Source organism: Thiocapsa sp. UBA6158 (genome assembly GCF_002423035.1).
In the GTDB taxonomy this organism is placed as follows: Bacteria; Pseudomonadota; Gammaproteobacteria; order Chromatiales; family Chromatiaceae; genus Thiocapsa.
On sequence record NZ_DIUM01000036.1, the window covers coordinates 1 to 20,529 of the forward strand.

18 protein-coding genes are annotated in these 20,529 nt (G+C 64.7%); 10 read left to right on the top strand and 8 right to left on the bottom strand.

Features of this window, described 5'->3' with window-relative positions; translation table 11 throughout:
• Positions 1 to 294: 294 nt before the first annotated feature.
• Positions 295 to 2,301, bottom strand: coding sequence for a UvrD-helicase domain-containing protein (locus B4N44_RS05775; protein WP_296697861.1), 2,007 nt, complete (start codon positions 2,299 to 2,301; stop codon positions 295 to 297).
• A 173-nt stretch (positions 2,302 to 2,474) separates the two neighbouring features.
• Here B4N44_RS05775 and B4N44_RS05780 point away from each other — a divergent pair, with 173 nt between their 5' ends.
• The 3 genes from B4N44_RS05780 (at position 2,475) to B4N44_RS05790 (ending at position 4,923) form a co-directional block, all read left to right on the top strand.
• Entirely contained in the window at positions 2,475 to 2,825 is a 351-nt protein-coding gene (locus B4N44_RS05780) for a DUF2782 domain-containing protein (RefSeq protein ID WP_296697863.1), read from the top strand.
• 144 nt (positions 2,826 to 2,969) lie between these two features.
• Positions 2,970 to 3,545: a TRAP transporter small permease subunit gene (locus B4N44_RS05785; RefSeq protein WP_296697866.1), complete on the top strand. Its 576-nt coding sequence runs from the start codon at positions 2,970 to 2,972 to the stop codon at positions 3,543 to 3,545.
• Positions 3,538 to 4,923 (top strand): TRAP transporter large permease, encoded by a 1,386-nt coding sequence (locus tag B4N44_RS05790; RefSeq protein ID WP_296697868.1) that lies wholly within the window; start codon positions 3,538 to 3,540, stop codon positions 4,921 to 4,923. The genes B4N44_RS05785 and B4N44_RS05790 overlap by 8 nt, the downstream gene beginning before the upstream one ends.
• Before the next feature lie 41 nt (positions 4,924 to 4,964).
• On the opposite strand, the gene B4N44_RS05795 is transcribed toward B4N44_RS05790, so the two are convergent.
• From B4N44_RS05795 to B4N44_RS05820, 6 genes are all read right to left on the bottom strand, one after another.
• The gene (locus B4N44_RS05795) at positions 4,965 to 5,321 is read right to left on the bottom strand and encodes a PilZ domain-containing protein (protein ID WP_296697871.1); all 357 of its coding nucleotides are present in this window, start codon (positions 5,319 to 5,321) and stop codon (positions 4,965 to 4,967) included.
• 115 nt (positions 5,322 to 5,436) lie between these two features.
• Positions 5,437 to 6,141 carry a glycosyltransferase family 2 protein gene (locus tag B4N44_RS05800; RefSeq protein ID WP_296697873.1) on the bottom strand — a complete coding sequence of 235 codons (705 nt, stop codon included), beginning with the start codon at positions 6,139 to 6,141 and terminating at the stop codon, positions 5,437 to 5,439.
• A 407-nt stretch (positions 6,142 to 6,548) separates the two neighbouring features.
• On the bottom strand, positions 6,549 to 9,269 hold the full coding sequence (gene polA / locus B4N44_RS05805) for a DNA polymerase I (protein ID WP_296697877.1): 2,721 nt from the start codon (positions 9,267 to 9,269) through the stop codon (positions 6,549 to 6,551).
• 176 nt (positions 9,270 to 9,445) lie between these two features.
• Complete coding sequence (locus tag B4N44_RS05810; RefSeq protein WP_296697880.1) at positions 9,446 to 10,072, bottom strand: hypothetical protein; 627 nt, start codon at positions 10,070 to 10,072, stop codon at positions 9,446 to 9,448.
• On the bottom strand, positions 10,069 to 11,352 hold the full coding sequence (locus B4N44_RS05815; RefSeq protein ID WP_296697882.1) for an NAD(P)/FAD-dependent oxidoreductase: 1,284 nt from the start codon (positions 11,350 to 11,352) through the stop codon (positions 10,069 to 10,071). The genes B4N44_RS05810 and B4N44_RS05815 overlap by 4 nt, the downstream gene beginning before the upstream one ends.
• A gap of 96 nt (positions 11,353 to 11,448) precedes the next feature.
• Positions 11,449 to 12,039 carry a c-type cytochrome gene (locus tag B4N44_RS05820; RefSeq protein WP_296697884.1) on the bottom strand — a complete coding sequence of 197 codons (591 nt, stop codon included), beginning with the start codon at positions 12,037 to 12,039 and terminating at the stop codon, positions 11,449 to 11,451.
• 430 nt (positions 12,040 to 12,469) lie between these two features.
• On the opposite strand from B4N44_RS05820, the gene B4N44_RS05825 reads away from it, so the two are divergent.
• Positions 12,470 to 13,990 carry a multiheme c-type cytochrome gene (locus B4N44_RS05825; protein WP_296697887.1) on the top strand — a complete coding sequence of 507 codons (1,521 nt, stop codon included), beginning with the start codon at positions 12,470 to 12,472 and terminating at the stop codon, positions 13,988 to 13,990.
• A gap of 152 nt (positions 13,991 to 14,142) precedes the next feature.
• A complete protein-coding gene (locus B4N44_RS05830) occupies positions 14,143 to 14,604 on the top strand; it encodes a tetratricopeptide repeat protein (RefSeq protein WP_296697890.1) in 462 nt (153 codons plus the stop codon).
• A gap of 185 nt (positions 14,605 to 14,789) precedes the next feature.
• Here the strand turns inward: B4N44_RS05830 and B4N44_RS05835 are convergent, their stop codons facing one another.
• Positions 14,790 to 15,041, bottom strand: coding sequence for an ATP-binding protein (locus B4N44_RS05835; protein WP_296697893.1), 252 nt, complete (start codon positions 15,039 to 15,041; stop codon positions 14,790 to 14,792).
• Positions 15,042 to 15,492: 451 nt separating this feature from the next.
• On the opposite strand from B4N44_RS05835, the gene B4N44_RS05840 reads away from it, so the two are divergent.
• The 5 genes from B4N44_RS05840 (at position 15,493) to gdhA (ending at position 20,392) form a co-directional block, all read left to right on the top strand.
• Entirely contained in the window at positions 15,493 to 16,935 is a 1,443-nt protein-coding gene (locus B4N44_RS05840; RefSeq protein ID WP_296697896.1) for a TldD/PmbA family protein, read from the top strand.
• A complete protein-coding gene (locus tag B4N44_RS05845; RefSeq protein ID WP_296697898.1) occupies positions 16,932 to 18,251 on the top strand; it encodes a metallopeptidase TldD-related protein in 1,320 nt (439 codons plus the stop codon). The genes B4N44_RS05840 and B4N44_RS05845 overlap by 4 nt, the downstream gene beginning before the upstream one ends.
• Positions 18,252 to 18,330: 79 nt before the next feature.
• Entirely contained in the window at positions 18,331 to 18,462 is a 132-nt protein-coding gene (locus B4N44_RS05850; protein ID WP_296697901.1) for a hypothetical protein, read from the top strand.
• A 2-nt stretch (positions 18,463 to 18,464) separates the two neighbouring features.
• Entirely contained in the window at positions 18,465 to 18,755 is a 291-nt protein-coding gene (locus tag B4N44_RS05855; protein ID WP_296697904.1) for a helix-turn-helix domain-containing protein, read from the top strand.
• Positions 18,756 to 19,042: 287 nt separating this feature from the next.
• The gene (gdhA, locus tag B4N44_RS05860; protein ID WP_296697906.1) at positions 19,043 to 20,392 is read left to right on the top strand and encodes an NADP-specific glutamate dehydrogenase; all 1,350 of its coding nucleotides are present in this window, start codon (positions 19,043 to 19,045) and stop codon (positions 20,390 to 20,392) included.
• The last annotated feature ends 137 nt before the right edge of the window (positions 20,393 to 20,529 follow it).

Genomic DNA, 20,529 nt, shown 5'->3' on the forward strand with positions numbered 1-20,529 from the left:
TGTGACCCCAGCCTTCGGAGGGCTGTACTCTATCCATCTGAGCTACGGGCGCTTTAGGGATTTTCGCTTTCCGGAGTGCTGCGATTCGAGGTGGAATCTTGAGGTCCGGCTTGTCGAAGACCCTGAAGGATACTGCGATCCGCCGCGGTCGTCTATGCCGATCTTGCGCTCGGATTGACCTGACCCCGGCCGTTGGTCGACGTGTCCGAGCTTAAACCGCGCCCGGCGCGGTATGCGATGTTTTTGGATGGGATCGGCTCCGGCACACTTCACGATTGCTGGAGTCGGCGCGGTTTAATCGACGTCGAGCATGCCCTTGAGCGCATGCAGATGGCTCAGGCCGCGGGCCTTGCGGTTCTCGGGGGTTTCGTCGCGCGCATTGTCCCAGCGCAGCTGGTCCTTGGGCAGCTCGGCGAGGAAGCGGCTGGGCTCGCTCGTCACCCATTCGCCGTAGCGTTTGCGCCGACGGGTGAGTGTGAAGGTGAGCGTGCGCTGTGCGCGGGTGATGCCGACGTACGCGAGGCGGCGTTCTTCCTCGATCGTCTCTTCCTCGATGCTGGTGCGGTGGGGGAGTAGCTCCTCTTCCATGCCGACCAGGAAGACGTGAGGGAATTCCAGCCCCTTCGCGGCGTGCAGGGTCATGAGACTGACCCGGTCGCCGCCTTCGTCCTCGTCCTGGCGCTCCATGACGTCCATCAGGGTGAGATGGGTCGCCATTTCGGCGAGCGTCTTCTCCTGCAGCTCGCCCTTCTTGAGTGCGCCGAGCCAGTCGAGCAGGTCGGTGACGTTGGCATAGCGTCGGTCGGCGACGGCTTGGCTGGAGGCGTTTTCGCGCAGCCAGGCGGCATAGTCGATCGTCTCGACAAGTGCACGCATGGTCCCGACCGGATCGCTCTCGCCGCGCCGGGCATGCTCTGAGACCAACGCGGCGAAGGTGTGGAGGCGCTCGCGCTGGCGCTCGCTCAGGTGCTCGCCCAGCCCCAGCTCGCCGCAGGCATCCAGCAGATGGATCTCTCGCTCGCGTGCATAGTTGGCGAGCTTCTCCAGGGTCGTCGGGCCGATCTCGCGGCGCGGGGTGTTGACGATGCGCAGGAAGGCGGCGTCGTCCTGCGGATTGGCGATCAGGCGCAGATAGGCCATCAGGTCCTTCACCTCGGCGCGGGCGAAGAAGGAGGTCCCGCCGCTCAGGACATAGGGTACGTTGTGCTCGCGCAGGGCCTTCTCGAAGGGACGCGCCTGATGGTTGCCGCGGTAGAGGATGGCGATGTCGCCGAAGTCGGCCCCTTCGGCGAACTTCAGATGCAGGATCTCGGAGACCACCTGCTCGGCCTCGTGGCCCTCGTCCTTGCAGTGCAGGACGCGCGGCGGCTCGCCGGGACCGTGCTCGCTCCAGAGCCGCTTCTCGAAGACGTGCGGGTTGTTCGCGATCAGGGTGTTGGCGAGTCCGAGGATGGTCGCGCTGGAGCGGTAGTTTTGCTCCAGCATGATGACCTTCAGATGCGGGTAGTCGGTCTGCAGGCGGGCCAGGTTCTCGGGTCGCGCACCGCGCCAGGCGTAGATGGATTGGTCGTCGTCGCCGACCACGGTGAAGGCCGCACGCGGGCCGACGAGCCGGCGGACCAGATCGTATTGCGCCCCGTTGGTGTCCTGGTACTCGTCGACCAGCAGATAACGGATCCGTCCTTGCCAGGTCTCGCGCAGCTCCGGATGCTCGGCGAGCATCCGTGCCGGGCCCAGGATGAGGTCGTCGAAATCGACCGCATTGTAGGCACGCAGACTGCGCTCGTAGTCGGCGTAGAAGCCGGCAAGTCTGGCCTCGAAGTCGTCTTCGGCACGGCTTTCGGCCTGCGCGGGGTCGATAAGGTCGTTCTTCCAGCGGGAGATGCGGTGTTGGATCGCGCCGGGACTGAAGGCATCGCTACCCTTGGTATGGCGCAGGTGCTCCTTGATCAGCGCCTCGGCGTCTTGGGCATCGAGCAGCGAGAACCGCGGACGCAGTCCGGCGTGCTCCGGGTGCCGGCGCAGCATGTCGAGACCGAGTGTATGGAAGGTGGAGATGGTCAGGCCGCGCGCCTCCGCACCCCTGATCCGGCCGCCGACCCGCTCGCGCATCTCGCGTGCGGCCTTGTTGGTGAAGGTGAGGGCGCAGATGTGGCGCGGCGAGATCCCGCCTTGGTCGATGAGGTGGGCGATCTTGCGGGTGATCACCCGTGTCTTGCCGGATCCGGCGCCGGCCAGGACCAGAAGCGGTCCGGCGGTGTAGTGCACCGCCTCGAGTTGTCGGGGGTTGAGTCCGGTCATGCGGGGTCCTGTGGCGTGAAGACAATCCGGTCCTCGTATCGCGCGAGGTTGCCTCCGGTTCGGGCCGTCAAAGATACCCGATCGGCCCCGGTCGAGTGCGTGTCCGAATGAGGCAATCCGGGTGCGTTCGTACTACCATGCAGTCTTTCAACCGACGGTGAGATGGTGGTCCCGTGACGAAGACGATCCTGCTGACGATTCCGCTGCTGCTCGGCCTCGGGATGGCGTACGCGCAAGAGGAGCAACCGGCGGCCGCCGGCGATGGTTTTCTGGATGCGCCGACGGTGATTCCGTCTCCGATCACCGGCGAGCCGGTGGAGCCGGAGATCACCATTATCGAGTCCGGCGACGAGGTCATCTACGAGTATCGGGTCCGCGGGGTGCTTTACATGGTCCGAATCCAACCCCAATTCGGCCCGCCTTATTATCTCTTCGACACCAACGGGGACGGCATCCTGGACATGCAGGAGAATGCGGCGAACAACGTCTCGATCCCCCAGTGGGTCCTGTTCGAGTGGAATTGAGGTCGGACCGAGTCGCGTTCTCCCCGACATGTCGAACTTAACTGGGCGGGCATGCGCGGTGCCGATGGACGACGCCGTTCAGGCCGCTCCGGTGCATCGCCCGAGTGGCCTGTTTCTCGCTGAGCCCGACGCTTGGAGCCCCGCATGAAGAACGATCCCCGGCCGGGCCCTCGGGCGCGCCTGCTCGGTATCGCCGATCGGATCGACGCCGTCGTCCGAGAGATCGGCGAGTGGACGGCTTGGCTCTCGCTGGCCATGGTGCTGGTCACCTTCGCCGTGGTGCTGCTGCGCTATGCCTTCGACATCGGCTCGATCGCGTTGCAGGAGTCGGTGACCTACATGCATGCCGTCCTCTTTATGCTCGGCATCGCCTACACCCTGGGGCGCAACGGCCATGTGCGGGTCGATATCTTCTACGAGCGTCTCTCGCGTCGCGCGCGTGCTCGGGTGGATCTGATGGGGACGCTCCTGCTGCTGATCCCGGTTTCCATACTGATCATCTGGCTCGGTTGGGCCTATGTCGCCGAGTCCTGGCGTGTGCAGGAGGCCTCGCGCGAGACCGGCGGCCTCCCGGTGGTCTACCTCCTGAAGACCCTGATCCTGATCATGCCGATCCTGCTGTTGGCGCAGGGCCTGTCCAACGCGCTGCGCAATCTGCTTTTCCTCTCGGGGATGGAGGAGGCGTTGCCGCCTTCGGACGGAGGTATCGGTCGTGCATGAGCTGATGCCTGTTCTGCTCTTCGCGGGTGTCGTCGTCACCCTGCTGGCTGGATACCCGGTCGCCCTCTCCTTGGGCGGTACGGCGCTCGCGTTTGCCTTGTTCGGCGAGGTCTTCGGGCTATTCGAGCCGGCATTTCTCGAGGCGTTGCCCAATCGGCTCTACGGTGTCATGACCAACGAGACGCTGATCGCGGTGCCGCTGTTTGTCTTCATGGGCGTGATGCTGGAACGCTCGCGGGTCGCCGAGAGCCTGCTCGACACCATGGCGATGCTGTTCGGACCTCTGCGCGGCGGGCTCGGGATCTCGGTGACACTCGTCGGCATGCTGCTGGCGGCGAGCACCGGCATCGTCGGGGCGACCGTCGTGACCATGGGGCTTCTGTCCCTGCCGATCATGATGCGCCGCGGTTATTCGCCGAGCTTGGCGGCCGGGACCATCTGTGCCTCCGGTACCCTGGGTCAGATCATCCCGCCCTCGATCGTGCTGGTGTTGCTCGGGGATGTGCTCTCCTCGGCCTATCAGCAGGCGCAACTCAAGATGGGTATCTGGTCGCCCGAGACCGTGTCGGTCGGCGATCTCTTCGTCGGCGCCCTGGTACCCGGGCTGATGCTGGTCGGCTTTTACATCCTCTACATCGTCGGTGTCGCGGTGTTTCGGCCCGAGGCGGTGCCGGCGATGCCGCGCGAGGATCGTCCGGTCGACGGTGCCGCGCTGGCTTGGCGGGTCATCTCGGTGCTGATCCCGCCGCTCTTTTTGGTGGTGGCTGTCTTGGGGTCGATCCTGGGCGGGTTTGCGACACCGACGGAGGCGGCTTCGGTGGGCGCGGTCGGTGCGCTGATCTTGGCCGCCGCGCGTGGTCGGCTGACGGTCTCGACCTTGCGCGAGGTGGTGCGTCAGACCACCATGGTGACCAGCATGGTGTTCTTGATCTTCATCGGGGCCGCGATCTTCTCCCTGGTCTTCCGCGGTTTCGGTGGCGACGACCTGGTCACTGAATTTCTCACCGGCTTGCCCGGCGGCGTCGTGGGTGCAGTGGCACTCGTGATGCTGGTGATGTTCCTGCTCGGCTTCATCCTGGACTTCATCGAGATCACCTTCGTGGTGGTCCCGATCGTCGGTCCCGTGTTGCTCGCGATGGGGCTGGATCCGGTCTGGCTCGGGGTGATGATGGCCATCAATCTCCAAACATCCTTCCTCACGCCGCCGTTCGGCTTTTCGCTGTTCTACCTGCGCGGGGTGGCGCCGCCCGGGATCACGACGCTCCATATCTACAAGGGTGTGGCGCCCTTTATCCTGATTCAGTTGATCGTCCTTGGCCTACTCGCGATCTGGCCCGCGCTGGCGACCTGGTTGCCCGGGCTGGTCTACGCGTCTTGATGCCTCTTCGAGAGGCATGATCGGCGCCGGTGTTGTCCGGCTCAGCGTGCGTTCGATTGACGGCCGGTCGCGTCGATGGCCTGCGGGGGCGGCGGCCGGCGGGTCATGTCGCGTGTCAGTCCGCGGTAGAGGTCCGCTTGAGGATCCCGGAACATGACACCGATGCCGGATCCGCGATGGTGGACCACGATGGCCGGGATCAGCCAATCCTTGCCGAGACACTCGAGCTCGAGCTCGACCAGAATACCGGTCGGAAGGGTAAGGTTGCTGACCTCCAGGAACATACCCTGATCGGACAGGTTGCAGGCGCGGGCGCAGATGAAGCGGCGTTTGCGGTAGCGGATGGACACCTGAAGGTCGATCGGGTGTCGGGCGCAATAGCGGCGTTCGATGGTCATTGGACGGTCTCTCCCCGAATCTCTGGTTTAGCCCGATCGTAGAGGCTCGACTTGACGATTCGGTTGAAGTCGTGTGACGGATCGATGAACCTTGCCGGGGACCCGGGCGTCTTCATCAGCCATCGCGATGTTGCCAATAACCCCAGTCATAGGCACGATATTTCACGGGCATGAGGTTGGCATAGAGCAGGAAGCAGCGAATGATGGAATGCAGCGTCTTGCGCAATCGGCTCCTCTCGATTCGCCGATGATCGGTCGCGTGAACAACGAGATCCTTGCGATACGACACCCCAAAGCCCGCACGTCGAAGACGCCAGACGACCTCCGAGTCCTCGTTGCAGGTCAGCCTCGGATCGAAACCGTCCACGTATGCGAGGGCATCCCGCCGTACGAGGAGATTGGAGCCCGACGCAGCCGGTATTCCACAGGCGTGACTGAGCGCCTGGGCGCGTGCGATGCGATTGTAATAGGCGCGGAAGCGGTCTCGGGAGAGCTTCGGTCCGTAATACACCGCGCTCCCGGAAAGGGCCGCGAGCTGATCGAAGTAACCCGGCGGAAACAGGATATCGGCATCGCAGAACAGCAGCCAGTCGGTCCGCGCGAGATCGGCGCCCCGTTGTCTCGCTTGCGTGACGGATCCGGGTTCGCGCAGGACAAGCGTGTGCTCGGGACGCAGCGTCTCGATCAGGTCCGGCGTCTCGTCCCGGCTCGCATCCACCACGATCAGTTGGATCTGCGCGGGCACGGACGCCAGGAACTGCCGGATATTGTGGGCCTCGTCGCGCGTGGGAAGGATCAGTGTGATATCGCCCGGCAGCATTCCCGTTCATCCCGTCTCGCACGGCAAAATGGCCGTCTGACGAGTTTAAGGCGGAGTCATGTCAGCCTGATGACGCGATGAGCCGGAATGCAGAGCCCGGTCGACGGCGTGCCTGATGGATCGATGGGATGATGACCCGGAAACCCGGAAAAAGAACCCCCGGAGCCTTGGGGTAAGGACTCCGGGGTAATCGCTTCCCCGGCTTGGGGATGCCGGGATGTGGGGTCGCCCTCAGGGGGGATGGGCAACCCCAATGCGCTCGTCAATTAAGACCTGACACACTTGAGTAAGTTCCTCGGATGTTTAACCCGGAAAAGTCGCTTTCCCCGGCATTTCCAGCTGCATCGGTCCGAACGCTGCAATAAGTCGATGCACGTCCACCGCAGCAGTAAAGCACTTTCAACAGCTTAATGGGCCTCGTCCCAGTTGTCTCCCACCCCGATATCGACGATCAACGGAACAGCCAGCTCCGCGGCCGATTCCATCATCGCACGAATGCGCGCGCCGGCCGCCTCGACCGCATCGGCGGCGATCTCGAACACCAACTCGTCGTGCACCTGCATGATCATCCGTACCGGTGGACGCTCGGACTGGATCCACTGATCCGTCGCGATCATGGCGCGCTTGATGATGTCGGCCGCCGTGCCCTGCATGGGGGCGTTGATGGCGGTCCGCTCGGCGGCGGCGCGACGGCTCTGGTTGCTGTGCCCGATCTCGGCGAGATGGAGGCGCCGGCCGAACAGGGTCTCGACATAGCGGTCGTTGCGCGCTTGGGCGCGGGTGCGCTCCATGAAGTCCTTGACCCCGGGATAACGCTGAAAATAGCGATCCACGTACTCCTGTGCGGCACCCCGCTCGATGCCGAGCTGCTTGGCGAGCCCGAAGGCGGACATGCCGTAGATGAGTCCGAAGTTGATCGCCTTGGCCGAGCGGCGTTGTTCCCCGGTGACCGCCTCGGGTGAGAGCCCGAGGATCTCGGCGGCGGTCGCGCGATGGATGTCGAGCCCGCTCGCGAAGGCCGCGAGCAGACGTTCGTCCCCCGAGAGATGGGCCATGATCCGCAGCTCGATCTGCGAGTAGTCGGCGGCGAGCAGGCGGTTCCCCGGCTCGGCGACGAAGGCGCGGCGGATCCGGCGACCCTCGTCGGTGCGGATCGGGATGTTCTGCAGATTCGGGTCGCTCGAGGAGAGCCGGCCGGTCGCGGCCACGGCCTGATGATAAGAGGTATGGACCCGCCCGGTGTCCGGGTTGACCATCTGACGCAGTTTGTCGGTGTAGGTGGATTTGAGCTTCGAGAGGCTGCGATGCTGCAGGATCAGATCCGGCAGCGCATGGCCGTCGGCGGCGAGCTGCTCGAGCACCGACTCCGAGGTCGAGGGTGCGCCGGTCGGTGTCTTGGCGACCACCGGCAGACCCAATTCCTCGAAGAAGATGGCCCCGATCTGTTTGGGCGATCCCATGTTGAAGCGCCGACCGGCGGTTTCGTAGGCCCGGATCTCGATCTCCTGGATGCGCTTGGCAAGCTCTCCGCTCTGCACGGCGAGCAGATCCGGATCGATCCGCACGCCGTGGCGCTCCATGCGCGAGAGGATGGGGATCAGAGGAATCTCGATGTCTCGGTAGAGTGCGGCCATGCTCGGGATGGCTTCCAGCCGGGGCCAGAGTGCGCGATGCAGGCGCAGGGTCACGTCCGCGTCCTCGGCGGCATAGTGGCCGGCCTGCTCCAGCGGGATCTGATCGAAGGTGAGCTGCTTGGCGCCCTTGCCGGCGATATGCTCGAAGTGGACCGTGTCGTGGTCCAGATATTTCTTGGCCAGCGAGTCCATGTCGTGGCGGGTCGCCGTACTGTCGAGGACATAGCTCTCGAGCATGGTGTCGTGGGCGATGCCGCGCAGCTCGACGGCGTAACGGGCCAGGATGCTCATGTCGTACTTGAGGTTTTGGCCGACCTTGCGACGGTCGGGATCCTCCAGCAGGGGTTTCAGCCGTTCGAGCACCTCCAGGCGATCCAGTTGATCCGGTGCGCCCGGGTAGACGTGGGCGACCGGGACATAGGCGGCCGAGCCCGGCTCGACGGACACCGAGAGGCCGACCAGCTCCGCGCGCATGTAATCGAGGTCGGTCGTCTCGGTGTCGAAGGCGAACAGATCCGCGGACTCAAGCTTCGCGACCCAGGCATCGAAGACGTCTCGGGTGAGGACGACCTCGTAGTGCTGGCTCGGCTTCGACGCCGTCGCTGTCTCGGCGTCGGCGGGCTGCGAGGCGTCGGTGTCCGTGTCCTTCAGCGTGGCGAGCAGTCGGCGCGACTCCAAGCGCTCGTACCAGCCGCGCAGTGTCTCGCGATCCGGCGGGGCAGGGCGCAGAGCCGTGGGCTCCAGATCGAGCGCGACATCCCGCTTGATGGTGGTGAGCTCGCGCGACAGGGGCAATTGGTCCAGCACCGCGCGCAGATTCTCCCCGACCTTGCCTGTGATCTTCTCCGCATTGGCGATCACCCCGTCGAGATCCCCGAAGTCCGCGATCCACTTGGCTGCGGTCTTGGGGCCGCACTTGGGCACACCGGGGATGTTGTCGACGCTGTCGCCCATCAGGGCCAGATAGTCGACGATGCGCTCGGGCGGCACGCCGAACTTATCCTTTACACCTGCCGGATCCAGCACCGTATCCGTCATGGTGTTTACCAGCGTGACATGCTCGCCGACGAGCTGCGCCATGTCCTTGTCCCCGGTCGAGACCAACGTCGGGATACCTTGCGCCGCGGCGCGGGTCGCGAGCGTGCCGATGACGTCGTCGGCCTCCACGTCCGGGATCACCAGCAGCGGCAGACCCATCGCGCGGATCACCTCCTGCAGCGGCAGGATCTGCTCGCGCAGCTCATCGGGCATGGCCGGCCGATTGGCCTTGTACTCGGGATAGATGTCGTCGCGAAAGGTCTTGCCGGGCGCGTCGAAGACCACGCCGATGTAGTCGGGTCGATGCTCGTCGATCAGCTTGCGCAGCATGCTGAGGACACCCATCAAGGCGCCGGTCGCCTCGCCTTTGGAGTTGGTCAGTTTGGGCAGGGCGTGATAGGCGCGAAACAGATAGCCGGAGGCATCGACCAGGATCAAAGGGTAGCGTGTTGCCATGGCAGTCTCGTCGGGGAGTCGGAGCGATGAGACCAACGGTATCACAGGCGCGCCCGTCCGGCCCTGGATCGCGTACCGGACACCACCCGGACATCCGCCGACGAGGGTATCTTCGGGTGCGGCTTTTTAACCTCGTTCCCCGCGCCGGCGAGCGCGACGGGGTGGTCGACCTCGGGTCACTCCCGGCGTATGCCGACGGACAGGCCGCTGATCGCGGCGGCTTGATCGGGCGCGACTTGGGCCTCGATGTGAAGGATGGCTCCCGGCTCGAGCCGCGGCCCGCGGGCCAGGCGGAAGACGAGGCTCTCGCTTGCGGTGCCGTCTGCGAGTCCGATCCGGGCGACCACGGGTACGGGTGCGCCGGACGGAACCTGCCAAGGGGTCGGGTCGGGGATCGGGGCGACGACCTTGAGCAGGACATCGAACCGCCCGGATCCGCGATCGAAGCTCTGATGCGTGATATTGAACGGATCCCGGCTCAGCGCGGCATCGAAGCTCCAGTGAATGTCGCCTGTCTTCGACGGTGCCGAGGCGGAGCCTCCCGAGCTCGCCCCGGATTCGAGCTGCTGCAGTCGTCGCGTCAGCTCATCGACACGCTGCTCGAGCGCTTGAAGGCGCGACGCTCCGGCCGTCGGGTCGGCGTCGGTTTGGACGCCCGGCTCGGTCGATGGCGGTGCCGCCGACGCGAGTCCGGTCAGCACCAGTCCGAGCAGTCCGACGACTCCGACCAGGACGAGATGCCGCGTCGCTGGGCTTGGATGCGCTCGAGCCATGCTGCTTCCCCGATCTGCTTGACCGCTCAAGTAAACATATCCGAGGTGATGTTGCGAAACCAGTCCAACGCGAACTGTTGCTCGAGCGCGCGCGTTCGGGCATCCGCGTCGGCCGGCGAGACCCCGCCCGCACCGGGAATGTCCACGATGCGCCCGTTTTCGAGCCGATAGACACCCGCGACCGAGATGCCGTGCTCGGGCGCGATGATGCTGTAGCAGGTGTTGACATAGGAGGGTGCGGGTGCGCCTTCGCCGTTGATCGCGGCGACGATGGCGGCAGCGCAGACCTTGCCCTGCGAGTTGGCCGAATAGCCCGATTTCGGCATGGCCCCGGCGATACAGGCATCGCCGATCACATGGATGTCCTTGTGGATCGAAGACTCGAAGGTCCGCTGATCGACCGGACACCAGCCCGATTCATTCGCAAGTCCGGCGGTTTGCGCGAGTGCGCCGGCCTTCTGGTGCGGGATCAGGTTGATCACGTCGCCCTGAAATTCCTCGAACGAACCGATCAAGGTCCGGGTCTCGGGATCGATCGCCTCGATGATGCCGCCCTCTGCCCCCGAGACCCATTCGATCATGTCGCCGTAGTGCTCCTGCCAGCCGGCTTGGAACAGCGCCTGTTTGGAGAAGGCGTCCTTGGCGTCGAGGATCACGATCTTGGATTTGGGCTTGTGGGTCGAGAAATAGTGCGCAACCTGCGCGGCGCGCTCGTAGGGGCCCGGTGGGCAGCGGAATGGATTCGGCGGCGCGACGATGTAGAAGACGCCTCCGTCATCCATCGCCTGCAACTGTCTGCGCAGGATGTCGGTCTGCTTGCCGGCCTTCCAGGCGTGCGGGATCCGCTCGGCGACCGCCTCGGACATGCCTTCGATCGCCGCCCAGTCGTAATCCACGCCGGGGGAGACGATCAACTTGTCGTAGTTGTAGCGGTTGGCGCTCGCGCCTTTGACGAAGTGTTGTGCGGGGTCGATCTCGACCACGGTGTCCTGCATCACGGCGATCCCGCGCCGAGTCAGGCCGCGGTAGTCGAAGGTGAGACTGGCCAGGTCGCGCTCGCCGCCGAGCACCTCGTTGCTGAGCGGGCAGGAGACGTAGGCCGAGTCTTTCTCGATCAAAGTGACGCGGATGTCCGGGGCCGACATCTGTAGATACTTGGCCGCGATGGCGCCGCCGTAACCGCCTCCGATCACGACCACACGGGCCTTTGGCGGGGTTGCGGCACGCACGGCGAGCGACGGGCCGCCAAGCACGGCCGCCGTGGACAGCAGGGAGGACTGCAGAAAGGTTCTACGGGTCAGTGTGTTCATCCTGTCGATCCTCTTCAACCGCGCCCGGCGCGGTATGCGATGCTTTTCGATGGGATCGGCCCCGGCAGACGTGACGACCGCTGGAGTCGGCGCGGTTTATTTCTGACTTTCGTAGAAATGGGCCAGGGCCGCGATCTCCGCATCCGAGAGATCCGCGACGCGGTTTCGCATCTTGCGCGGGTGGCAGCGCTCGCCGTCGCGACAGGCCTGCATGGCGTATTGCAGATAGCCCGCCCATTGCCCGGCCATGCGCGGGGATTCCTTGTCCTGAGAGCGTCCGCCGTCCTGATGACAGCTCTCGCAATAGCGCTCGTGCAGGGCCGGTGCCTCGGCGAATTGATTCGCGACGGCGACGCGGTCTGTGGAGACCCACGGCTGGGCGGCGTAGAAGCTCGCGATCGCGCTGATCTCCTGATCGCCATAGCCTTGCATGATGCGGCCCATGATGGTCGAGGGCCGCCGACCGGTCTTGTAGTCGGTGAGCACCGCGAGGAGATAGCCTTTGTCCATCCCGCCGATGGTGGGCATGACCTCCCCGGCGCTCGCGCCGAGCGTGCCGTGACAGCCGGCACAGGTGTTGGCGAGCATGCTCTCGGAGCGGATCTCCTGGGCATGGATCGGCAGGGTCGGGAGCATCCCGATCAGGAGTCCGACGCACAGGGCGCGGCTCCAACTGGGTCTTGGCATGGCACTCTCTCCTTTGGCTCGACAGTCCTCCGGGTTGCGACCGTCGGGAAGGTGCGACCGGAGGATCATTGTTGTTTTCGCGGCACCTTGAACGACTCCCGCGGGCTCGGCCTTGATTCAGGTCAAGGCCGATCGGTTGGTCCCGGCACCCGGCATCGCACGCACGGCGGAGATCTCTGCGACGAAAGTCCGTTTAACAGCAGGGGCATTGACAAGGATCAATCATCGATCAATCGCCGGCGAATTTTGACTTGCATCAAGGTCGCCCGTAGATCCCCTCGGCATCGTCCGAATCGATAGGGATGATTGCCAAGACCGAAGGGTGCCTGTGGTTTCTCGGCATGTCGGTCGATCAGGCGAGTGTCGTCAGCGCGAGAGCTCGCCGACGGGCCCAGGGACGGGATCCATAAAAAAGAATCCGGAGTGCACTATGAAGCAACATCCTCGCGGACCGAGTCCCGCAGGCCTAACTCGGGTCGATCTCGCCCGATTGGGTCTCGCCATCGGGCTTCTCACCCTCGCCGTTACGGTCGAAGCGGCACGCCCAAGCGGGCAGGCCGGGGTCGACTGGGGGGATCCACGCGGCGAGGAGTGCGTGGATTGTCATATGACCGAGAATCCCGGTCTCTACTGGGAGTGGAACCACAGTGCGCACGGTCAGGCCGGCGTGAACTGTCTGGACTGCCATCAGCGCGAAGAGGGCGCGATCGATGCCTTCAAGCACGAGGGCGAGTTCATCTCCATCGTGGTGACGCCCAAAAACTGCTCGACCTGCCATCAGACCGAGTTCGAGGAGATGGACGGCTCGCACCACGCCAAGGCCGGTCAGATCCTGGGCTCGCTCGACAATCTGCTCGGCGAGGTCATCGGCGGACCTGCTGCCGTCAACGCCGGCTGCAAGCAGTGCCACGGCGGCGAGTTGGAGTTCTACACCGAAGGTAAGAACAAGGGTCGCCCGACGCCCGGAAGCTGGCCCAATACGGGCATCGGTCGGATCAATCCGGACGGCAGCCTCGGCTCCTGCACGGCGTGCCATGGTCGGCATCGCTTCTCGCGCGCTCAAGCACGCACGCCCGATACCTGCGGCAAGTGTCACGTCGGACCGGATCATCCGCAGATCGAGGTCTACAACGAATCCAAGCACGGCATCATCTACCGCGCCAAGGTCGACGAGATGAATCTGGATTCACGCAAATGGGTTGCGGGTGTCGATTACTCGGCCGCACCCACCTGTGCGACCTGCCACATGAGCGCCGGCCCCGGGATCGGGGCGACGCATAATGTCGGCGAGCGGATCTCCTGGACCCTGCGTCCCCCGATCTCGACCAAGATCAATCTGGTCAAGCTCGAAAACGGTCAGGAGTTCGACGTGCCCGAGGGTCAGCCGATCCCGGCCGTGGGCGACGAGGCGAAAGGCTCGACGGTCGTCGAGGTACTCACCTGGAAGGACCGTCGCGCCAAGATGGAAAAGGTCTGCTTCGGCTGTCATGCCGAGAGTGTGATTACGGGCCACTACAAGCAGTTCGACGACGTGGTCGACCTCTACAACGATAAGTTCGCCAAGCCGATCGCGGCCATGATGGATCGACTCAAGGAAGGCGGCTACATCACCGGTGCGCCCTTCGACGAGAAGATCGAGTGGACCTGGTGGGAGATCTGGCACCACGAGGGTCGTCGCGCGCGTCACGGTGCATCCATGAGCGGACCGGACTACACCTGGTGGCACGGCATGTACGAGGTCGCCCAGCACACCTACTTCAAGTGGATCCCGGAGCTCAAGGAGGTCGTGATGAAGAAGGACGGCAACGAGGAGTTCGCGGTCGTCCTGCTGGAGGAATACTTCAAGCCCATCGATGGGCATGACTGGTACTTCAACGGCATGAGCAAGGATCAGCTCGACGTGGTGCGAAAAGGCTTCGAGGCCCGCTATGGCGAGGGGTCTTTGAAGTAAGGCGCCGAGTGCTCGGCTGTAGGGGCGAATGAATTCGCCCCTACGCTTGCAGGCAACGCCGTGTCCACCCCGATCACCGATCATCCAAACCCCCTTCCGGTTCCAACCCTCCGCTCCCGAGTCCGGGAGCGCCCAGCACCCGAGAGTCACCCATGCGTTCGATTCCGATCGTCTTCCTTGCACTGTTGCTGGCCTCGACAGTGACGCTTGCCGCCGATGCCGATGCTTTGATCCGAGACGGCGAGGCGAAGATTCAGGCCGGCGAGCTCGATGCCGCCGTCACTGTCCTGCGCGAGGCCGCCGCGGCCGATCAAACCTCCGCCTTGGCCCGGTTGCGTCTCGGCGGTGCGCTCCTGATGACGCAGGACTATTCGGGTGCCATCGAGCAGTTTCGCGAGACCGTGAAACTGGATCCGAACAGCGCGAACGCCTTCGTCGGGATGTCGGTGGCCTATCTTCACAGCGCGCGTTACGACCTCGCCCGTGCCTCTCTAGACGAGGCGATCCGCATCGATCCGGATAAGCGCAAGGAGGCCGAGCCGTTGCTGGCCTACATCGACAGGGCGTCGGCCCGCACCGATCCCGCATCGGGCGAGCCGCCGCCGCAGCATTGAACCTAAATCCGGCAGTTGAACGGCCCGGGAGTCGTCGCGGCCATCACCCGGCGGGTGAGGCGTGAGATGACCGCGATCCTCAGGGCCGTTGAACCCTATGCATGAGGCACGAAGCGGTCAACTGCCGGGTCTAGGTTGGACTCTCCACGCTCGGGCGGGAGCGGCTCGATCAAGCGGGATGCGGATCAGGGGATCAGGCTCAGCGTGGACCAGAACTTCGAGCCGACGCCGGGCGTGCTTTCCACGCCGATGTCGCCGCCCATCAGCACGACGATGCGTTTGGAGATGACCAGGCCGAGTCCGGTGCCGCCGAATCGGCGAGTCGTGGATGCGTCCGCTTGGGTAAAGCGACGATACAGGGCTTCGATGGTCTCCTGATCGATCCCGATCCCGATCCCGATGCCGATGCCGGTGTCGGAGACCTCGAATCGAACCATCCAGCCCTCCGCGATCTCGCGTTCTATCGCTCGACTTCTCGGGATCGACCAAAGGATCGATCCTGCCGCCGAGACCGCGACTGTAGCGGGCAGGAGCGCGGCATACGTCGGCAGGTCCGTTCGAGTGAACTCGGACCCGAGCGCCGGATCCGACCCGAGCGCACGCGCCTGCGGGATCAAGTTCCACAGGAGGACGCTCGCGCCCGTCAGAGTCGCGTCGCCGATCAATGCTCCGAGCTTTTGGTCGCGTCCATGCGCCTCTCGGACGCTGCGGCGCCTAATGTTGTCACCATCGGCGCGGGGCGCATTGCGGCGCTGCTGCCGTCGTGCCGCAGCGCCTGGGCCGGGACAGACGATGACGCCTCCGAGGATTGTGCGACGCGCGGTTGACAGCGGGAGCGCCACTCGACCAGAGTGCCGTTATTCGATTCTGAAACAGCAGGATCTCCCTATGCAGCACCTTTGCGATATCGCCGATGTCTTCCTGAGGCAGGCACCGGCCTGTGATTACTGGACGTTGCGTCTGGTCGAGGAGGAGCACGATCATTTGGAGGTCCGTCAGGGCGTGGTCGAGCCGAGTCGACTGACCTACACCTCGGGCGCAATGGTGACCCTCGTCGGAGGGGGCGGTATCGGTTACGGCGCAACCAGCGATCTCAGCGCCGCCGGGCTGCGCGCCGCGGCCGAGCGGGCCGCGGGCTGGGCTCGGGTGCATGCCCGGCTCGGACTCTTCGAGGCCGGCATCTATCCGCGCAGCAGCACCCGTGCGGACTATCGTACGCCGATCGAGGAGCCTTGGTCGACGCTGCCGATCGGCGAGAAGCTCGACATCCTGCAGGCCGCCAACGACGCCTTGGCGATCGAGGATCGCATCGTCGATTGGTCGGCCTGGCTGGCGCGCCGCCGGGTGTCGCAGCTCCTGATCACGAGCGACGGGGGGCGTGTCTCGCAGGTTCTGGACTATGTGCATCCGGGCCTGGTCGCGGTCGCGAATGAAGGCAGCCAGACTCAGCGCAGGCATGGTGGCGGCTCGGACGGTTCGCAGCAGGGCGGCCTGGAGCGTATCGCCGCGGTGCGTCTGCTCGAGGATGCCCCGCGCGTGGCCGAGGAGGCACTTGCCCTCTTGGATGCTCCGGACTGTCCGCAGGACACCCGCGATCTCGTCTTGCTGCCGAGCCAGATGGTGCTGCAGATCCACGAGAGCATCGGCCATCCCTTGGAGCTTGACCGCATCTTGGGCGACGAGCGCAACTATGCCGGCACCAGCTTCGTCACGCCCGGCATGTTCGGTCGCTACCGCTATGGCTCGGAGCTGCTGAACGTCACCTTCGACCCGACCGTGCCGATGGAGCTGGTCTCGGGTGTCGCCGACGACGAGGGCGCCCCCGCTGCGCGTGAATATCTGATCCGACGCGGCATCCTGGAGCGTCCGCTTGGCGGAGCCTTGTCCCAAGCGCGCGCCGGTCTGCCCGGCACGGCCAACACGCGTGCGAGCAGTTGGGATCGCCCGCCCATCGATCGTATGGGCAACATCAATCTGGAGCCGGGGGAGGGCAGTCTTGCCGATCTGATCGCGCAGGTGGAGCGGGGTGTACTGATGGACACCAACCGCTCCTGGTCGATCGATGACAGCCGCAATAAGTTCCAGTTCGGCTGCGAGCTGGGTCGGCTGATCGAGGACGGCGAGCTGAAGGGGCTGGTGCGCAACCCCGGCTATCGCGGCATCTCCGCGAGCTTCTGGCGCAGTCTCGACGGCGTAGGCGGCCCTGAGAGCCTGGAGATCCGCGGGGTGTGCAACTGCGGCAAGGGCGAGCCGAATCAATCAGTCTACGTCGGTCATGCCACGCCACCCTGTCTGTTTCGCGATGTCGCGGTCTTCGGAGGTGGCGAATGAACGCCGATGCCTTTTTCACCTTGGCCGATCATCTGAACGCCGAGCTGCGCAGCGCCGAGATCCTCTTCTCCAATCTTTCGAACGAGTCTTCGGACTTCGTGCGACTCAACCGCAACCGTCTGCGTCAGGCCGGGCATGTCGGCTCGACCGCCTTGGACTTGACCCTGATCGAGGGCTCCCGACAGGTCGAAGGCGGCTGCGATTTGAGCGGCGATCCGACCGAGGATCAGGCCCGCGCGCGGCGTTTGCTCGCCCGGCTGCGCGAGCGTTTGGCGCATGTTCCGGACGATCCCTATCTCAGCTATTCAGCCGAGCCGTCCGAGAGCGACCATTACGGCGACGCACGACTCCCGCCCGCCGCCGAGACGATCGGCGAGCTGATCGCGTCCGCCGACGGTATGGACCTGGTCGGGATCTGGGCGAGCGGCGATATCGCCGAGGGGCTCGCCAGCTCGATCGGGCATCGCCACTGGCACGCGAGTGCCAGCTTCAACCTGGATTGGAGCTGTTATCTGGAGGCGGACAAGGCGGTCAAATCGGCCTACAGCGGGTTTGACTGGGATCCGGCGATCCTGCGCGCCAAGCTCGAGGTGATGCGCGAGGGTCTGCACATCATGTCACGCCCGGCACGCATCCTGGAGCCGGGGCGCTACCGGGCCTACCTGGCTCCGAGTGCCGTCGGCGAGTTGATGGGCATGCTCGCCTGGGGCGGGTTCGATCTCAAGAGCCACCGCACTCATCAGACCCCGCTGCTCAAGATGGCGCGCGGCGAGCGCAGCTTCGACCCGCGCATCGGGATCCGCGAAGAGCACGACCGCGGTCTCGCGCCCCGCTTCACGGCCGAGGGCTTTCCGACGCCGCCGCGTGTCGCGCTGGTCGAAGGCGGTCGTTTCGCCGCTTGCCTGGTCGACGCCCGTTCGGGCAAGGAATACGGCGAGCCGGTCAACACCGCGAGCGATGCGCCCGGCTCACTCGGTCTGGATGCCGGGACGCTGGATGACTTCGATGTCCCGGGTCAACTCGATACGGGGTTGTGGATCGGCAACCTCTGGTACTGCAACTGGTCCGACCCCAACGACTGCCGTGTCACCGGCATGACCCGCTTCGGCACCTATTGGGTCGAGTCCGGGGAGATCGTCGCCCCGGTCAAGGTCATGCGTTTCGACGACAGCCTCTACCACCTGCTCGGCGATCGCCTGGAGGGCCTGACGCGCGAGCGCGAGTTGCTCCTCTCCGCCGAGACCTATGACGGGCGCTCGACCGACAGCGCGCTCCTGCCCGGCGTGCTGGTGTCGGGGATCGATTTGACGCTGTGAGATGGCGGCTCGCGACCTCGGCCTGTCTGTGGAGCGCCGTCTCGAGAAGGTCTTCACACTCGGGGCTTTACGATGACTCGTGACGCCGCTCTGCGGTGCTGCGCCTCGATTGGCGCTCCGCACCATGTGCCGTGATCCGCGGCATCAAACCGGGTTCAAGGAGGCGTTCCTGACCGAGGCCCGCAACCAAACCCGCGAGCTGCTCGACTGACTGTGCCACGAATTCGCCGTCGAGAAACCGGGCCAACAGCTCGAAGACTTCGCCCGTCTGAGCGACGACGACATCGCGCTCATCCGGCGCACTGCACCGCCGCGCATGCCGAGCGACTCATAGACGCTTATCGAGTTTTCTTCGAGTTCGTTGGCCTCACGCAAGCGGACGTCGCCGCGCGTGCCGGGATGTCGCAAGCAGCCCTTTCGCAGAGCGAATCGGGTGCTCACAAGGCCCGAAAGGCAACCAAGGCCAAGCTCGCCGCAGCGCTCGGGATCACCGTCATCAGATAATTTAAATCAATGGTTTCGGACGCGTCTCGCCGACCTGACGATCGCCGGGCGGGCTGCAACTCTAGCGCCGGTCGCACCGATTCAGGCATTATTGCGGGCCGCCCGGGGTTTGGCGCCTGTTGCTCGCGGCCTGCCCCTGTGGCGCATTTGACCGGTTGAGTCGGTCTTCACAAATGCTTGGTGTCGCAGTCGCAACTCAGGGGCGTCTCCGATCCAGGATCCCCACCACTAATTTGAATCGCCTGCCGGTCGATCGGCCTGCTGAAGCGGTTTTGGAGACATTCACCATGGTTGCAGGCCTCGACGAAAAGCTGGAGCCGATTTTTCAGGATGTGTTGCGCCGCAATCCCGGCGAGACCGAGTTTCATCAGGCGGTACGCGAGGTGTTGGACACACTCGGTCCGGTCCTGGTCAAGTATCCGGAGCTGGCGGAGCAGAAGATCATCCAGCGCATCTGCGAGCCGGAGCGTCAGATCATCTTCCGCGTGCCCTGGCAGGACGACCGCGGCCAGATCCAGATCAACCGCGCCTTTCGGGTCGAGTTCAACAGCGCGCTCGGTCCCTACAAGGGCGGCATGCGGTTCCACCCCTCGGTCTATCTGGGGATCATCAAATTCCTCGGCTTCGAGCAGATCTTCAAGAACGCGCTGACCGGTATGCCGATCGGCGGCGGCAAGGGCGGCAGCGACTTCGACCCCAAGGGCAAGTCGGACGCCGAGATCATGCGTTTTTGCCAGAGCCTCATGACGGAGCTCTATCGCCATATCGGCGAGCACACCGACGTACCTGCGGGCGATATCGGTGTCGGCGGGCGCGAGATCGGCTATCTTTTCGGCCAGTACAAGCGCATCACCAACCGCTACGAGTCGGGCGTCCTCACCGGCAAGGGACTGAACTGGGGCGGCAGCCGTGCGCGCACCGAGGCCACGGGCTACGGGGCCATCTTCTTCCTGGAGGAGATGCTCAAGGTCCGCGGCGATTCGATCGAGGGTAAGACCTGCGTGGTCTCGGGCTCGGGCAACGTCGCCATCTACGCCATCGAAAAGGCGCAGGCACTCGGTGCGCGCGTGATCGCCTGCTCCGATTCCAACGGTGTCGTGGTCGACCAGGACGGGATCGATCTGGCTCTGCTCAAGCAGATCAAGGAGGTCGAGCGTCGTCGTCTCAGTGCCTACGTCCAGGAGAGGACAGGCGCGACCTATCTTGAGGACGGCTGTATCTGGAACGTGCCTTGCCAAGTCGCGCTGCCATGCGCCACCCAGAACGAGCTGACCGCCAAGGATGCCCAGATGTTGGTCAAGAACGGCTGTATCGCGGTCGCCGAAGGCGCCAACATGCCGACCACACCCGAGGGGATTCACATGCTCATGGACGCAGGCGTTGCGTTCGGGCCCGGCAAGGCGGCCAACGCCGGCGGCGTGGCAACCAGCGCCTTGGAGATGCAGCAGAACGCCAGCCGCGACTCCTGGAGTTTCGAGTACACCGAGCAGCGTCTGAAAGAGATCATGGTGAACATCCATCGCAACTGTTACGAGACCAGCGAGGAGTTCGACTCGAAGGGCAACTATGTGGTCGGTGCGAACATCGCTGGCTTCCTGAAGGTCGGCCACGCGATGGCGGCCTTGGGGTTGGTCTGATCGGGTTTGTTCTGCTGGGCGTCCCGGGCGGCCTACGTGCCGCGCGCGGGCGCTCGGGTGAGTCGCCGACGAAGGGTCTCGGTGATCTACGCGACGCGATTTGTCCGCTCGCTCGGTCGCCATGACCAAGAGGCAAG

Bases quoted from the DNA above. Each gene is read 5' to 3' on its own strand.
- B4N44_RS05775 (WP_296697861.1), bottom strand. From the start codon at position 2,301: ATGACCGGACTCAACCCCCGACAACTCGAGGCGGTGCACTACACCGCC.
- B4N44_RS05785 (WP_296697866.1), top strand. From the start codon at position 2,970: ATGAAGAACGATCCCCGGCCGGGCCCTCGGGCGCGCCTGCTCGGTATC.
- B4N44_RS05795 (WP_296697871.1), bottom strand. From the start codon at position 5,321: ATGACCATCGAACGCCGCTATTGCGCCCGACACCCGATCGACCTTCAG.
- B4N44_RS05800 (WP_296697873.1), bottom strand. From the start codon at position 6,141: ATGCTGCCGGGCGATATCACACTGATCCTTCCCACGCGCGACGAGGCC.
- polA (WP_296697877.1), bottom strand. From the start codon at position 9,269: ATGGCAACACGCTACCCTTTGATCCTGGTCGATGCCTCCGGCTATCTG.
- B4N44_RS05815 (WP_296697882.1), bottom strand. From the start codon at position 11,352: ATGAACACACTGACCCGTAGAACCTTTCTGCAGTCCTCCCTGCTGTCC.
- B4N44_RS05820 (WP_296697884.1), bottom strand. From the start codon at position 12,039: ATGCCAAGACCCAGTTGGAGCCGCGCCCTGTGCGTCGGACTCCTGATC.
- B4N44_RS05825 (WP_296697887.1), top strand. From the start codon at position 12,470: ATGAAGCAACATCCTCGCGGACCGAGTCCCGCAGGCCTAACTCGGGTC.
- B4N44_RS05830 (WP_296697890.1), top strand. From the start codon at position 14,143: ATGCGTTCGATTCCGATCGTCTTCCTTGCACTGTTGCTGGCCTCGACA.
- B4N44_RS05835 (WP_296697893.1), bottom strand. From the start codon at position 15,041: ATGGTTCGATTCGAGGTCTCCGACACCGGCATCGGCATCGGGATCGGG.
- B4N44_RS05840 (WP_296697896.1), top strand. From the start codon at position 15,493: ATGCAGCACCTTTGCGATATCGCCGATGTCTTCCTGAGGCAGGCACCG.
- B4N44_RS05845 (WP_296697898.1), top strand. From the start codon at position 16,932: ATGAACGCCGATGCCTTTTTCACCTTGGCCGATCATCTGAACGCCGAG.
- gdhA (WP_296697906.1), top strand. From the start codon at position 19,043: ATGGTTGCAGGCCTCGACGAAAAGCTGGAGCCGATTTTTCAGGATGTG.